At 69.7% G+C, this 13,452-nt stretch carries 13 protein-coding genes; 8 read left to right on the top strand and 5 right to left on the bottom strand.

What is annotated here, in order from left to right; genetic code table 11:
- Positions 1-193: 193 nt before the first annotated feature.
- From PQI07_RS07355 to PQI07_RS07340, 4 genes are read left to right on the top strand one after another with little or no spacing between them, the layout of a single operon-like run.
- Positions 194-667 carry a formate dehydrogenase subunit gamma gene (locus PQI07_RS07355; RefSeq protein WP_010684574.1) on the top strand — a complete coding sequence of 158 codons (474 nt, stop codon included), beginning with the start codon at positions 194-196 and terminating at the stop codon, positions 665-667.
- Complete coding sequence (locus PQI07_RS07350; protein WP_043760140.1) at positions 664-2,223, top strand: formate dehydrogenase beta subunit; 1,560 nt, start codon at positions 664-666, stop codon at positions 2,221-2,223. The genes PQI07_RS07355 and PQI07_RS07350 overlap by 4 nt, the downstream gene beginning before the upstream one ends.
- A 10-nt stretch (positions 2,224-2,233) precedes the next feature.
- On the top strand, positions 2,234-5,107 hold the full coding sequence (gene fdhF, locus PQI07_RS07345) for a formate dehydrogenase subunit alpha (RefSeq protein WP_043349489.1): 2,874 nt from the start codon (positions 2,234-2,236) through the stop codon (positions 5,105-5,107).
- A 9-nt stretch (positions 5,108-5,116) separates the two neighbouring features.
- The gene (locus tag PQI07_RS07340) at positions 5,117-5,410 is read left to right on the top strand and encodes a formate dehydrogenase subunit delta (RefSeq protein ID WP_043349488.1); all 294 of its coding nucleotides are present in this window, start codon (positions 5,117-5,119) and stop codon (positions 5,408-5,410) included.
- Positions 5,411-5,679: 269 nt separating this feature from the next.
- Here PQI07_RS07340 and PQI07_RS07335 read toward each other — a convergent pair whose 3' ends face one another.
- Entirely contained in the window at positions 5,680-6,342 is a 663-nt protein-coding gene (locus tag PQI07_RS07335) for a 3-oxoacid CoA-transferase subunit B (protein ID WP_043349486.1), read from the bottom strand.
- A 24-nt stretch (positions 6,343-6,366) separates the two neighbouring features.
- Positions 6,367-7,107: a CoA transferase subunit A gene (locus PQI07_RS07330; RefSeq protein ID WP_274926359.1), complete on the bottom strand. Its 741-nt coding sequence runs from the start codon at positions 7,105-7,107 to the stop codon at positions 6,367-6,369.
- A 307-nt stretch (positions 7,108-7,414) separates the two neighbouring features.
- Here PQI07_RS07330 and PQI07_RS07325 point away from each other — a divergent pair, with 307 nt between their 5' ends.
- Positions 7,415-9,247, top strand: a complete 1,833-nt coding sequence (locus PQI07_RS07325) for an AsmA family protein (protein ID WP_274926358.1) — start codon at positions 7,415-7,417, stop codon at positions 9,245-9,247.
- 67 nt (positions 9,248-9,314) lie between these two features.
- A complete protein-coding gene (locus tag PQI07_RS07320) occupies positions 9,315-10,094 on the top strand; it encodes a DUF1499 domain-containing protein (protein ID WP_043349473.1) in 780 nt (259 codons plus the stop codon).
- Positions 10,095-10,107: 13 nt separating this feature from the next.
- Here the strand turns inward: PQI07_RS07320 and PQI07_RS07315 are convergent, their stop codons facing one another.
- Both PQI07_RS07315 and PQI07_RS07310 read right to left on the bottom strand, forming a co-directional pair.
- Entirely contained in the window at positions 10,108-11,028 is a 921-nt protein-coding gene (locus PQI07_RS07315; RefSeq protein ID WP_274926357.1) for an MBL fold metallo-hydrolase, read from the bottom strand.
- A gap of 228 nt (positions 11,029-11,256) precedes the next feature.
- Complete coding sequence (locus tag PQI07_RS07310) at positions 11,257-11,433, bottom strand: hypothetical protein (RefSeq protein WP_164706346.1); 177 nt, start codon at positions 11,431-11,433, stop codon at positions 11,257-11,259.
- 205 nt (positions 11,434-11,638) lie between these two features.
- Here PQI07_RS07310 and PQI07_RS07305 point away from each other — a divergent pair, with 205 nt between their 5' ends.
- Positions 11,639-11,815, top strand: coding sequence for a DUF1328 domain-containing protein (locus PQI07_RS07305; RefSeq protein ID WP_007568853.1), 177 nt, complete (start codon positions 11,639-11,641; stop codon positions 11,813-11,815).
- Positions 11,816-12,000: 185 nt separating this feature from the next.
- On the opposite strand, the gene PQI07_RS07300 is transcribed toward PQI07_RS07305, so the two are convergent.
- Positions 12,001-12,348 (bottom strand): NepR family anti-sigma factor, encoded by a 348-nt coding sequence (locus PQI07_RS07300; protein ID WP_236952776.1) that lies wholly within the window; start codon positions 12,346-12,348, stop codon positions 12,001-12,003.
- Between the two features lie 173 nt (positions 12,349-12,521).
- Between PQI07_RS07300 and PQI07_RS07295 the strand changes: the two genes are divergently transcribed.
- Positions 12,522-13,325 (top strand): response regulator, encoded by an 804-nt coding sequence (locus tag PQI07_RS07295; protein ID WP_043349459.1) that lies wholly within the window; start codon positions 12,522-12,524, stop codon positions 13,323-13,325.
- The last annotated feature ends 127 nt before the right edge of the window (positions 13,326-13,452 follow it).

The following is a 13,452-nucleotide window of genomic DNA, read 5'->3' as shown; positions in this document are numbered from 1 at the left end:
GATGTAGTCAGTCACCGCTCCGATTCAAAAAATGAATTTCTGACAAAGAATTAGCCGGAATCGGCCGGGGCGCGGTCGGCCGGGTTACAGCTCGACAAACGTCCTTTGTCGAGCGACCGGACTGCGCGATTGAAGCCAACCGGCATTTCTGTTCCTCTTCGCATTAGAACAGGAACAGACTGGGCTGGAAACCATGGCGCGTCACGAGCCCTGGAGCGCGGAGCGCGCATCCGGGATCATCGCCGAACACACCCATCTCGAAGGGGCCACGCTGCCGATCCTGCACGCGCTGCAGGAGACGTTCGGCTACGTGGATTCCGGCGCCGTGCCGCTGATCGCGGACGCGCTGAACCTGTCGCGCGCCGAGGTGCACGGCTGCATCACCTTCTACCACGATTTCCGCGCCCACCCCGCCGGCCGCCACGAGGTGAAGCTGTGCCGGGCCGAAGCCTGCCAGGCCATGGGCTCCGACAAGCTCCATCGCGAGATCCTCGGCCGCCTCGGCTGCGGCTGGCACGAGACCACCGCCGACGGCAGCGCCACGGTGGAGCCGGTCTACTGCCTCGGCCTCTGCGCCAACGGTCCCGCCGCGCTGGTGGACGGTGAGCCCGTCGCGCACCTGACCGCCGACGCCCTCGAAGCTGCACTGACGGAGGTGCGCCAGTGAGCGTGACCCTCTACATTCCCCGCGATGCCGTCGCCCTCGGCCTCGGCGCCAACAAGGTCGCCCGCGCCCTCTTCGCCGGCGCCGAGCGCCGCGGTCTCGACGTCACCATCGTGCGCACCGGTTCCCGCGGCCTGTTCTGGCTGGAGCCGATGGTCGAGGTCGGCACGCCCGAGGGGCGCGTCGCCTACGGCCCGGTCAAGCTCGCGGATATCGACGCCCTTCTGGATGCCGGCCTCGCCACCGGCGGTGACCATCCCCTGCGCCTCGGTGATCCTGAAAAAATCCCCTACCTCGCCCGGCAGCAGCGGCTGACTTTCCACCGCTGCGGCGTGATCGATCCGGTCTCCGTGGACGATTACCGGGCCCATGGCGGCTATCGCGGCCTCGAGGCCGCCCTGAAGCTCGATGCCGAGGGCATCGTCGCGGCGGTGCGCGATTCCGGCCTGCGCGGCCGGGGCGGTGCCGGCTTCCCGGCCGGCATCAAGTGGAACACCGTGATGCTCGCCAAGGCGGACCAGAAGTATGTGGTCTGCAACGCCGACGAGGGCGATTCCGGCACCTTCGCCGACCGGATGATGATGGAGGGCGACCCCTTCAACCTCATCGAGGGCATGACCATCGCGGCCGTCGCGACCGGTGCCACCCGCGGTTACATCTACCTGCGCTCCGAGTACCCGCAGGCGTTTGCCACCCTCAAGGAGGCCATCGCCAACGGCGTGACCGCCGGCGTGCTCGGCGAGAACATCCTGGGCTCGGGCAAGACCTTCCACCTGGAAGTGCGCCTCGGCGCCGGTGCTTATATCTGCGGTGAGGAGACCTCGCTGCTGGAGAGCCTCGAGGGCAAGCGCGGCATCGTCCGCGCCAAGCCGCCGATCCCGGCGCTGAAGGGCTTCCTCGGCAAGCCGACGCTGGTCAATAACGTCATGACCTTCACGGCCGTGCCGTGGATCCTGGAGAACGGCGCCAAGGCCTACGCCGATTACGGCATGGGCCGCTCGCTCGGCACCCTGCCGATCCAGCTTGCCGGCAACATCAAGCACGGCGGCCTGATCGAGATGGCCTTCGGCATCACCCTCCGGCAGGTGATCGAGGATTTCGGCGGCGGCACCCGTTCGGGTCGGCCGGTCCGGGCCGTGCAGGTCGGCGGGCCGCTCGGGGCCTACTTCCCCGACCATCTCCTCGACACGCCCCTCGACTACGAGGCGATGGCGGCCAAGAAGGGTCTCGTCGGCCACGGCGGCATTGTGGTGTTCGACGACACCGTCGACATGGCCGCCCAGGCCCGCTTCGCCTTCGAGTTCTGCGCCACCGAGTCCTGCGGCAAGTGCACCCCCTGCCGCATCGGCGCCACCCGCGGCGTCGAGACCATGGACAAGGTCATCGCCGGCATCCGGCCGGATGCGAATCTCAAGCTGGTCGAGGACCTCTGCGAGGTCATGACCGACGGGTCGCTCTGCGCCATGGGCGGGCTCACCCCGATGCCCGTCATGAGCGCGATCACCCATTTCCCCGAGGATTTCAGGCGCGCCGGCGATCTGCCGGCCGCGGCCGAGTAAGGAGGCGTCGATGGGCCTGATCAAGGAGATCGACTACGGCACGCCGATCCGCGTGGCGGAGCAGACCGTCACGCTGACGATCGACGGCATGTCTGTGACGGTGCCGGCGGGCACCTCGGTGATGGCGGCGGCGATGCATGCCGGGACGCAGATCCCGAAGCTCTGCGCCACCGATAGCCTGGAGCCGTTCGGCTCCTGCCGCCTCTGCCTCGTGGAGATCGAGGGCCGGCGCGGCACCCCGGCCTCCTGCACGACCCCGGCCGAGAACGGCATGGTCGTCCACACGCAGAACGAGAAGCTCGCCAAGCTCCGCAAGGGCGTGATGGAGCTCTACATCTCCGATCATCCCCTGGACTGCCTGACCTGCGCGGCCAACGGCGATTGCGAGCTGCAGACGCAGGCCGGCGTCGTCGGCCTGCGGGACGTCCGCTACGGCTATGACGGCGACAACCACGTCAAGCCGAGCGCCGAGAAGTATCTGCCGAAGGACGAGTCGAACCCGTACTTCACCTACGACCCGTCGAAGTGCATCGTCTGCAACCGCTGCGTGCGCGCCTGCGAAGAGGTGCAGGGCACCTTCGCGCTGACCATCGCGGGCCGCGGCTTCGACAGCCGCGTGGCCGCCGGCCCGACCAACTTCTTCGAGTCGGAATGCGTCTCCTGCGGCGCCTGCGTGCAGGCCTGCCCGACCGCGACCCTTCAGGAGAAGTCGATCCACGAGTACGGCCAGCCCGAGCACGCCGAGGTGACGACCTGCGCCTATTGCGGCGTCGGCTGCTCGTTCAAGGCCGAGATGCAGGGCGAGCGCGTCGTCCGCATGGTCCCCTACAAGGGCGGCAAGGCCAATGAGGGCCATAGCTGCGTGAAGGGCCGCTTCGCCTACGGCTACGCCACCCACAAGGACCGCATCACCAAGCCGATGATCCGCGAGAAGATCACGGATCCGTGGCGCGAGGTCTCCTGGGAGGAGGCCATCGACCGGGCCGCGAGCGAGTTCAAGCGGATCCAGGCCAAGTACGGCAAGGATTCGGTCGGCGGCATCACCTCGTCGCGCTGCACCAACGAGGAGGCCTACCTCGTCCAGAAGCTCGTGCGCGCCGCCTTCGGCAACAACAACGTCGATACCTGCGCCCGCGTCTGCCACTCGCCGACCGGCTACGGCCTGATGTCGACGCTCGGCACCTCGGCCGGCACACAGGACTTCAAGTCGGTGGAGCATTCCGACGTGATCCTGGTGATCGGCGCCAACCCCACCGACGGCCATCCGGTCTTCGGCTCGCGGATGAAGAAGCGCCTGCGTCAGGGCGCCAAGCTGATCGTCGCCGATCCGCGCAAGATCGACCTCGTGAAGTCGCCCCACATCAAGGCCGACTATCACCTGCCGCTGAAGCCCGGCTCCAACGTGGCCTTCATCAACTCGCTGGCGCACGTGATCGTCACCGAGGGGCTGATCGACGAGGCCTATGTCCGCGAGCGCTGCGACCTCGCCGAGTTCGAGTCCTGGGCCCGGTTCATCGCCGATGAGCGGCACTCCCCGGAGAGCCAGCAGCCCTTCACCGGTCTCGACCCGGCGGAAGTCCGCGGGGCGGCCCGGCTCTACGCCAAGGGCGGCGCGGCCGGCATCTACTACGGTCTGGGCGTCACCGAGCACAGCCAGGGCTCGACCATGGTGATGGGCATGGCCAACATCGCCATGGCCACCGGCAATATCGGCAAGCTCGGCGCCGGCGTGAATCCCCTGCGCGGCCAGAACAACGTGCAGGGCTCCTGCGACATGGGCTCGTTCCCGCACGAGCTCACCGGCTACCGCCACGTCTCGGACGACGCCACCCGCGAGAGCTTCGAGGCCCTCTGGGGCGCCAAGCTCGACAACGCGCCAGGCCTGCGCATCACCAACATGCTCGACGAGGCCGTCGAGGGCTCGTTCAAGGGCATGTACATCCAGGGTGAGGACATCGCGCAGTCCGACCCGGACACGCACCACGTCACCTCGGGCCTGATGGCGATGGAGTGCATCGTCGTCCAGGATCTGTTCCTGAACGAGACCGCCAAATACGCCCACGTCTTCCTGCCGGGTGCCTCGTTCCTGGAGAAGGACGGCACCTTCACCAACGCCGAGCGCCGCATCTCGCGGGTCCGCAAGGTGATGGCCCCGATGGGCGGCTATGGCGACTGGGAGGGCACCGTGCTGCTCTCCAACGCGCTGGGCTACAAGATGGAGTACAGCCACCCGTCCGAGATCATGGATGAGATCGCCTCGCTCACCCCGAGCTTCACCGGCGTGTCTTACGCCAAGCTCGACGAGCTCGGCTCGGTGCAGTGGCCCTGCAACGAGAAGGCGCCGCTCGGCACGCCGATGATGCACGTGGACCGGTTCGTCCGCGGCAAGGGTCGGTTCATGATCACCGAGTTCGTGGCCACCGAGGAGCGCACGGGGGCGAAGTTCCCGCTGATCCTCACCACGGGCCGGATCCTGTCCCAGTACAATGTCGGCGCGCAGACCCGGCGCACCGAGAACTCGCGCTGGCACGAGGAGGACGTGCTGGAGATCCACCCGTTCGACGCGGAGCTGCGCGGCATCGTCGACGGCGATCTCGTCGCCCTGGAGAGCCGCTCGGGCGACATCGCCCTCAAGGCGAAGATCTCCGAGCGGATGCAGCCGGGCGTGGTTTACACGACCTTCCACCACGCCAAGACCGGCGCCAACGTCATCACCACCGACTACTCGGACTGGGCGACCAACTGCCCCGAGTACAAGGTGACGGCGGTGCAGGTCCGGCGGACCAACCGGCCGTCCGACTGGCAGGCGAAGTTCTACGAGGAGGACTTCTCCCTGACCCGGATCGCCAATTCCCAGGGCACTGCGCTCGACGCGGCGGAGTAAGAGTATCCGATGAGTGCCGTGACGCAGGCGGACAAGCTCGTCCGCATGGCCAACCAGATCGCTACCTTCTTCCGGTCCTACCCGGAGGAGGAGGCGGTCGCCGGGGTCCAGAAGCACATCAAGGCGTTCTGGACGCCCAAGATGATCGCGCATCTCGAGGCCGCCCTCCCGGAGCAGGGCGACCGGGTCGACAGCTACGTGCGGCGGGCGTTGCAGGGCGAGGAGCCGGCGGCCGACAGCCCGGTGCGTCCCGCGACCCGGGATCCGCAACTCGCGGGCGCGGGCGCCAGCGACGCGGGCTGACCGATCGGCACAGGTCGGAGGCTTCGGGCTCTGACCCGGCCGAAGCCGAGCGGCGAAGGATCACGCGAAACGCCCCCCTCTTCCGACCGGGAGAGGGGGGCGTTTCGCGTCTGGCCTGTGCCGATGGGTGAAGGGGGGCTGGCGCTGACGAGGTGCGCCGACATCGGGCGCGTCTGAAGGGGCGCCCGCGCCGTCATGCGATGGCCGCCCGATCTGGGCGGCCATCGCCCCGTCGGACCCGGCGACGTCGGTCGCCGAGCCTGCGGATGTCAGTTCTTGAGGGCGACCGTGAAGTCGGCCTCGGTCTTCTTGCGGATCTCGTCCTCGGTGACGCCGTCGGCGAGTTCGATCAGCGTCATGCCGCCGTCGCCCTTCTTGTCGATGGCGAACACGCCGAGATCGGTGATCACCAGATCGACCACCTGGGTTCCGGTGAGCGGCAGGTCGCAGGCCTTGAGCAGCTTCGGGCTCTCGGTGCCGTCCTTGTTCTTGGCGACGTGCTCCATCACCACGACCACGCGCTTCACCCCGGCCACGAGGTCCATGGCGCCGCCCATCCCCTTCACCATCTTGCCGGGGATCATCCAGTTGGCGAGGTCGCCATTGCCGGCCACCTGCATGGCGCCGAGGATCGACAGGTTGATGTGCCCGCCGCGGATCATCCCGAAGGAATCCGCCGAGGAGAAGTAGCTCGTCGTCGGCAGGGCGGTGATCGTCTGCTTGCCGGCGTTGATCAGGTCCGGATCCTCCTCACCCTCGTAGGGGAAGGGGCCCATGCCCAGCATGCCGTTCTCCGACTGGAGCTGCACCGACATGCCCTCGGGGATGTAGTTCGACACCAGCGTCGGGATGCCGATGCCGAGGTTCACATAGAAGCCGTCCTCCAGCTCCTTGGCGGCGCGCGCCGCCATCTGCTCGCGGGTCCAGGCCATCGTTCTCGCTCCCTTCCCGTCCGGTCAGTGCGTGCCGCCGCCGGCCGCGGCGGCCGGGGTCGCATCGTTGCGCGTGCGCGTCGTGCGCTGCTCGATGCGCTTGTCGCGCACGCCCACGTCGACGATGCGCTTCACGAAGATGCCGGGCGTGTGGATCGTGTCCGGATCGATCTCGCCCGGCTTCACGAGATGCTCGACCTGCGCCACCGTCATCTTGGCGGCGGTGGCCATCATCGGGTTGAAGTTGCGCGCGGTCATCCGGTAGCGCAGGTTCCCCTCGGTGTCGCCCGTATGGGCATGGACCAGGGCGAGGTCGGCGAACAGGCCGCGCTCCATGACGTAATGCTCGCCATCGAACTCGCGGACCTCCTTGCCCTCGGCGACCTTGGTGCCGACGCCGGTCTTGGTGAAGAAGGCCGGGATGCCGGCGCCGCCGGCGCGGATCCGCTCGGCGAGCGTGCCCTGCGGGTTGAACTCGATCTCCAGCTCGCCGCCAAGATACTGGCGGGCGAATTCCTTGTTCTCGCCCACGTAGGACGAGATCATCTTCCGGACCTGGCGGGTGTCCAGAAGCTTGCCGAGGCCGACCCCGTCGATGCCGGCATTGTTCGAGACGACGGTGAGACCCTTGACGCCCGAGAAGCGCACCGCCTCGATCAGCTCGTCCGGGATGCCGCAGAGGCCGAAGCCGCCGCACATCACCATCATGTCGTCGTGCAGGAGGCCGGCCAGGGCCGCGGCGGCATCCGTGTAGACCTTCTTCATCGAACCGTCCTTTTCCCGCCGGACCCGACCGGCCGAAACCTTGGGAAGTGCGTGTCCTCGCGCCTGCTCTCCCCGATTCCGCGCGTGAAATCCAGTGGTGCGCCGCACCGGTCCGCGCGGACGCGGGCGATCCGTAACCGGCACTGCGTTGGGGAGGGCAGGGCGGCCCTGCGCGGGCGCGGCAGACAAAGCCGGCCAAGGACGCTAAATTGCTCACTCGACGTGCAGACCCTGCCGGGCCGCGGCAGCCCGAGGGGCCGGCGCGGCGCCCGGCTTCCGGTTACAGCCGCCGCCCCTTCGGAGCATGATGTCGCTGCGCCGCCCGATCTTCGTCCTCGCTCTCGGGAGCCTGATCGCGGCCGGCCTCGGCCTGCGCGATTGGCCCCTGGAGGACGGCCGGGTCACGGCCTACGCGCGCCGCGCCTTCGACGCCTACGGCCTGGGCCTGACGCTGCAGGGCCCCGCGAGCGTCGCGGTGCTGCCTTGGCCGCGCCTGACCCTCGACCGCGTCCGGCTCGCCGCCGGTTCCGACGGACCGGTCCTGGCGGATGCGGGCCGCCTGACCCTCGACCTCGACCCGCTGAGCCTCCTCGGCGGGCGCGCGGCCGTGAGCGGGCTTCGCCTGGAGGGTGCGCGGCTGTCGGATGACCCCGCCGGCTGGGACGCCCCCCTCGCGCGCCTCGCCGAGCAGTCCCGGTCCGGCGAGACGCCCCGGCCACGCCGGATCGTCGTGCGCGACGCGCGCCTCGCCGCCGGCGACACGGCCCGGGACATCGACCTGGACATCGCGTGGCCGCTCTGGGGAAAGACCGCCGAGGGCCGCGCCAGCTTCACGTGGCGGGGCGTGCCGACCCGGATCACCCTGACCCACCTGCGTCCGGCCGAGCTGGCCCAGCGCCGCCGCAGCCCGTTCACCGCGGAGGTCACGTGGCCGGACGGCAGCCTCGCGGCGGACGGAACGGTGGCGCCGCCTGCGGAGGGGAACGCGCTGCCCGTCCTGTCCGGGCAGGTCCGGTTCGAGACGCGATCCCTGCCGGAGAGCCTGGCCTGGATCGGCCGTGATGTGCCGCTGGCGCCGCTCGCCGGCGCCTTCTCGATCGACGGCCGGTTCGAGACGGCGGAGCGGTCCATCTCGTGGCCGAGTCTGCGCATCGGCCTCGGTCAGAACGTGCTGGAAGGCGCCGGCGCCGTCGCCTTCGGACCCGGCAAGGCGCCGCGCCTCTCGGTGCAGGCGACCCTGGCGGCCGAGACCCTCGACTTCACGCCGCTCGTCGAGGATCTGACCCGGCTCCTCGATCCCGCCCCGGTATCCGTCGCCCTGGCGCCGCTCACGCAGGGCGACCTCGACCTCCGCCTGTCGGCGGCGGAGGGCCGCGCCGGCGCCGTTCGGGTGCAGGATTTGGCGGCGAGCATCCTAGTGCGGGATACCGCCCTTGAGGTCGCGGTGAACCGGGCCCGGATCCAGGACGGCACGTTCAAGGGGCGCGTGAACCTGACGAGCGGGACCGATCCGGCCGCGACGGAGCTGCGCACCCAGGGGAGCCTCGACCGCGTCGATCTCGGTGCGCTCCTCGGCGAGATCGGCGCGGCCCGCTGGGTGGTCGGGCCCGTCCAGGGGCATTTCGCCCTCGAATCCAGGGCGCGTGACACGGTCGGCCTCCTGGCGCATCTCGGCGGACGGGCCACGCTCGCCATGGATGGGGGCGCCATCGCGGGCCTCGATCTCGCCGACGTCGTCCACCGCAACGGTGCCGTGGCGTCCGGAGCTCTGGCGCGCCGGAACGGCCGGACCGCGTTCGAGCGGGCCGTGGTGACGGTGCGCTTCGTCGACGGTGTCGGCGAGATCGCCGAGTCGGGTCTTCTGGGGCCGAGTGTCGGCGCCACCCTTCACGGCCAGGTGTCGCTGCCGGAACGGCGACTCGACGCCAGGGGCGATCTCGTCCTGCGGCCGCCCGGCGATTCCGCCCGCGGGATCCTGTTCGCGGTGACGGGCCCCTGGAACGCCCTGACGGCTCAGACGGCCGCCCACAGCGAGCCGTCCGATCCGGCCGGCCGGATCGGGGATGCGATGCTGCCCGATCCTCTCAAATTGCCCGCCACCCTCGGCCTGCCCGGCAGTGTCCGTGCCTTCGCGCCGTGACGGTCGCGCGTTGGCGCCGGCCCCGGCCAAGCTCTAAGATCGGATCCCGATCGCCGTCATGATCCCCATGCGCCGCCTGCTCATCGAGGAACCCGTCACCCGCGCAGGGCCTCTGGCCCGGCGGCTCGCCGTGTTCTCCGTCATCGCCACCGGCATCGCCCTGATCTTGGTCCGGGACCCGCGTGCCGACACCGACGCGGCGCTCGCGGCCCTGGTGGCCGGGTTCGGGGTCGCGGTGCTCGCCGCGGCGGCTGCGGTCTTCGCCTTCGTGCGGGTCTGGCGCGAGGGGGCTCGCGGTCTCGGGGCCGCCCTCGCAGGGCTGATCCTCGCGCTGGCGGTTCTCGGCTATCCCGCTTTCCTGGGCTTGCGCAGCCTGCGGCTGCCGGCGCTGTCCGACATCACCACCGACATCGACAACCCACCCGCCTTCTCGCGCTCGCGGGCGGCCTTCGCGGCTCGCGGCGGCCGCTACCCGGCGGATCCCGGCCCCGCGATCCGCGAGCGCCAGCGCGGCGCCTATCCGCAGATCGCGCCCCTGACCCTCGATATCGGCGCCGACGAGGCCTTCGAACTCGCCCGGCAGGCGGCGCTGAAGCGGCACTGGCAGATCGTCGAGGCGATCCGGCCGGGGGGACGCACCGGGAACGGTCGGATCGAGGCCGTGGCCCGCGGTCTGATCCTCAACCTGCCCGGCGACGTCACCGTGCGCATCCGCCCCCGCGCGGACGGGGCGCGGATCGACGTGCGCTCGGCCTCGCGCCTCAGCGGCCGCGATTTCGGCAGCAACGCGGACCGGATCCGGGCCTATCTCGACGACGTCGCCAACCTCGCCCTCGCGGTGAAGTGACCCGTCGCGTCCCTCAGGCCGGCGCGTAGGTGCCGTCCAGCCGGGGGGCGCCGCCGCAGGTCGCGCGCCCGCGTCCGACAAGATCCTCCAGATGGGCGAAGACCGACAGCGCCGCGGCGCCGCGGAGGCGGGGATCGAGCCCCTGGTAGATCGCCGCGACGATGTCGGCGATCCGCCTGTCGCCGGCCGCCAGCCGCGCGCGGATCGCCGCTTCGCGCTGGCGGCGGTGCCCGGCCAGCCCGCGCAGGAACCGGGCGGGCTCGCATACGGGCCCGCCATGGCCCGGCCAGTATACGGTCTCGTCGCGCCCGCGCAGCTTGTCGAGGGAGTCCATGTAGGCCCGCATCGCGCCGTCCGGCGGGGCCACGATCGTGGTCGACCACGCCATGACGTGGTCTCCCGAGAACAGCGCCTGCGCTTCCGGCAGCGCGAAGGCGAGATGGTTCATCGTGTGGCCGGGGGTCTCGACGGCCACGAGGGTCCAGCCTCGACCGGACACGGAATCGCCCTCCGCCATGATCCGCTCGGGAGCGTGAGCCCGGTCGGCGCTGGCGTCGAGCATCGGCGCTTCCGCCTCCGAGAGCGCGCGTGCGGCCCGGTGTGGCCCGCATCCGACGATCGGCGCTCCGGTGCGGGCAGCGAGGAGCCGCGCGCCCGGAGAATGATCACGGTGGGTGTGAGTGACCACGATGGCCTCCACACGCTCCCCAGCGAGGTCCTGAAGCAGCGCTTCGATATGCACCGGATCATCCGGGCCCGGATCGAGCACCGCGACGCGATCCTGGCCCACCACGTAGGTGCAGGTGCCGCTCGCCGTGAAGGGGCCGCCGTTCGGCGCGACCCGGCGGCGGATCAACGGGGCGACCGGCTCCAGCCGCCCGGCTGGGGGCATCGAACGATCGAAGGTCAGGCTGTTCTCGTCGGCGTCCGCCATCGCGATCCCATGCGATCGACACGGCGCTTCCTTGGACGGTTCGACGCCGCGTGGCAATCGGCCCGGAGACCGCGATCCGACGTTCCGGGCATTCCCCGCGCGTCCGGCAAGTTCCGATGTCGCAGACGCGCTCTGAGACCGGATGACCGCCCCTGCACCGACCTCGCCCCCTGGAGGCGGCCGTCGGTCTGGGCGTGACGCTTACGGGCCAGACCGCGACGAAGGACGTCAGCCCTGGCGGCGGGTCTGTCGAGCGCGCACGCGGACCGGTACGGGCGCCGGTGCCGGCAGGAGACCGAGCGCTGCCGCGCGCAAGGCATCGCCGGTTCTATCGACGAGATCGGCGAGGCGCACCGCCAGCGCGGCGGCCTTCGATCGAACGGCACTCTTGGCAGATTGCAGCATCGCAAATCCCGGATCGAGCCTGGAGACCTCTCTTCGAACGCTAGCGCCCCTGTCTCGTTCCGTCACCCCTTGACGCGGACAGCGCACGAACCCCCCGCTCCCCAGGGGACTTCGCGATCGGGGCGGAACCGGAGCGAAACCTTGGCGTTTTCGTGTTCAGAACGACGCGGCCCGCCCGCGTTGAGACTTTCGAAGGATCTGAACGATGCTCGGTTGGGCCGTAACTTTTCTCGTCGTCGCCCTCGTGGCCGCTCTGCTTGGCTTCGGCGGCATCGCCGGCACGGCGATGGAAGCTGCCAAGCTGGTATTCTTCGTGGCCATCGTCCTCTTTGCGATCTCGGCGGTCGTGGGACTGATGCGGGGCCGCTCGCCGACACTTTGAGGAACGACCGGAGACGCCGGCCCCGATCCCGGGCCGGCGCACGGCGCGATGAAAAGCCGCCGCCCCGTGCGGCGGCTTTTTCCGTCGTGTCGGTCCGCATACTGGGCTCGAGACGGTTCCGTCTGGCCGAGGCGGGGGTATAGGGATGGGCGTCCGCTGGATCCGGGGTCGAGGGCTCTCGACCGTCAGGCTTTGCGGTCGGCGCTGTCCAGCTTCGCGATCAGTTCGGCAAAGCGGTCGGGCACCGGTTGCTGCGTGACCGTGTCGTACATCGCGCGCAGCTGCGTCGCGATACGATTGCGGGTCTGGTCGCTCAGGCCGTTCTTGGTCCGGTGGCCGGTGGTCTGGTCAGGGGTGTCGAAAGGTTGCTGATCGACGGCGCCGTCCTGGCCCTCCGACGAGCGATTCGAGACAGTCTCGGCATGCGAATAGCGCGCGCGAAGACCTCCCTCCTTTCCCTGGTCCACCATCAATAGGCCCCTTGTTGCCGAAGTCGGCTCGGCCGCATTGTGCTGCGGCTCGACATACGCCATGGCTGCGGCGGCAACGCCTGCCCGCCGGGATCGGTTCCGCCGGGGGGTGGAACGGAGTGCGGGCCTCCGCGTTGGGCGGTAGGCTGCGCAGGACACAAGCCGGCCCCGGCAGGACTTCGGTAAAGGACCGAGGCGTTCGCGGCCGGGCAACACGGCGAGGCACAGGGGATCGAATGTCGACATCGCAACTCGTGGTACAGCACCTGCCGTACCTGCGCCGCTACGCGCGGGCGCTCACGGGTAGCCAAGTGGCGGGCGACGCGTATGTCGCCGCCACCCTGGAGACCCTCGTCAACGAACCGGACACGCTCGGCCGGAGCACCAACATCAAGGCCGATCTGTTCCGTGTCTTCACGCGGATCTGGAATTCGCTCTCGGTGAACGGCCGCAGCGAGCAGGTTCAGCACGATCTGCCGGCGGAGGTCCGTCTCGGCCAGATCACGCCGCTGCCGCGGCAGGCGTTCCTGCTCTCCTGCCTCGAAGGCTTCTCCGAGGAAGATGCGGCCATCATCCTGGGCGTCGACGTCTCCGAGGTCCGTGACCTCGTGGACGAGGCCGGCCGCGAGCTGGCCGCCGACATGGCGACCGAGATCCTCATCATCGAGGACGAGCCGCTGATCGCGATGGATCTCGAGGCCCTCGTGGAGGGTCTGGGTCACAATGTCATCGGCGTCGCCCGCACCCGCACCGAGGCGATCAAGATCGCCGGCGAGGGTAAGCGTCCCGGCCTGATCCTGGCGGACATCCAGCTCGCCGACGGCTCCTCGGGTCTTGATGCCGTGAACGATCTCCTGAAGACCTTCGAGGTCCCGGTGATCTTCATCACGGCCTATCCGGAGCGGTTCCTCACCGGCGAGCGTCCCGAGCCCGCCTTCCTCATCGCGAAGCCCTTCCAGCCAGCGAATGTCTCGGCGGTGATCAGCCAGGCGCTGTTCTTCCAGCAGACGGCCCGTCGGCGCGAAGCCAAGACGGCCTGAGAGGACGGCCTGAGCCGGGCTCGGCGGTTCTCGCCGGGCTGAACCGGTCCCAGGCCGCCTCCGAGCCTCGATGACGACAAAAACCCCGGCTTGCGCCGGGGTTTTTTGTTGTCCGTGCCGGAGGCCC

The organism is Methylobacterium sp. 092160098-2 (genome assembly GCF_028920805.1).
GTDB lineage: Bacteria > Pseudomonadota > Alphaproteobacteria > Rhizobiales > Beijerinckiaceae > Methylobacterium > Methylobacterium fujisawaense.
The sequence above is the reverse complement of the archived record's forward strand: the minus strand, read 5'-3'. Positions and strand labels throughout refer to the sequence as shown.